At 43.1% G+C, this 466-nt stretch carries 2 protein-coding genes; both read right to left on the reverse strand.

Annotation, left to right across the window (positions count from 1 at the left end; all coding sequences use genetic code 11):
• On the reverse strand, positions 1–290 hold a 290-nt coding region (locus tag HC175_RS18300; RefSeq protein WP_168139670.1), incomplete at its 3' end, for a MerR family transcriptional regulator.
• The coding region (locus tag HC175_RS24390) for a M23 family metallopeptidase (RefSeq protein WP_168139671.1) at positions 290–466 on the reverse strand (177 nt) is incomplete at its 5' end. The genes HC175_RS24390 and HC175_RS18300, both read right to left, overlap by 1 nt.

A 466-nucleotide genomic window follows, 5' to 3' on the forward strand; every position in this document is an offset into this window, starting at 1 on the left:
TCCAGTTTTCGAATCACGTCAAAGTTAGACAATGTTTTCCTGCTTTTCTCTTCCTTCAGGTGGATTTTTGCCCCTTCCAGGGTAAAACCTCTCTCCTTGACCAGATGGTAGATCAATTCCAGGTTCTTTATATCTTCTTTGGTAAATTTCCTGTTTCCTTTCGCGTTCTTCTTTGGCTTGATAGCATCAAACTCCTTCTCCCAGAATCTAATTAGCGAGGTGTTGACGCCAAAGGCTTCGGCAACTTCTCCAATTCCGTAGTATAACTTATCGGGCAGGTCTACGTGCATTAATCCAGAGATTGGTTTTCAAGTTGTGACTGCTCCAGGATCTCATCATATTCAGCAGGAGAAAGATGTCCGTAGTAGAAGTTGATAGGATTGATCTTATCTTCATCCTTAAAGATCTCGTAATGCAGATGCGGAGCCTGGGAACGACCTGTGCTGCCAACAAAACCTATAAGGTC

This window comes from Salinimicrobium oceani, assembly GCF_012037645.1.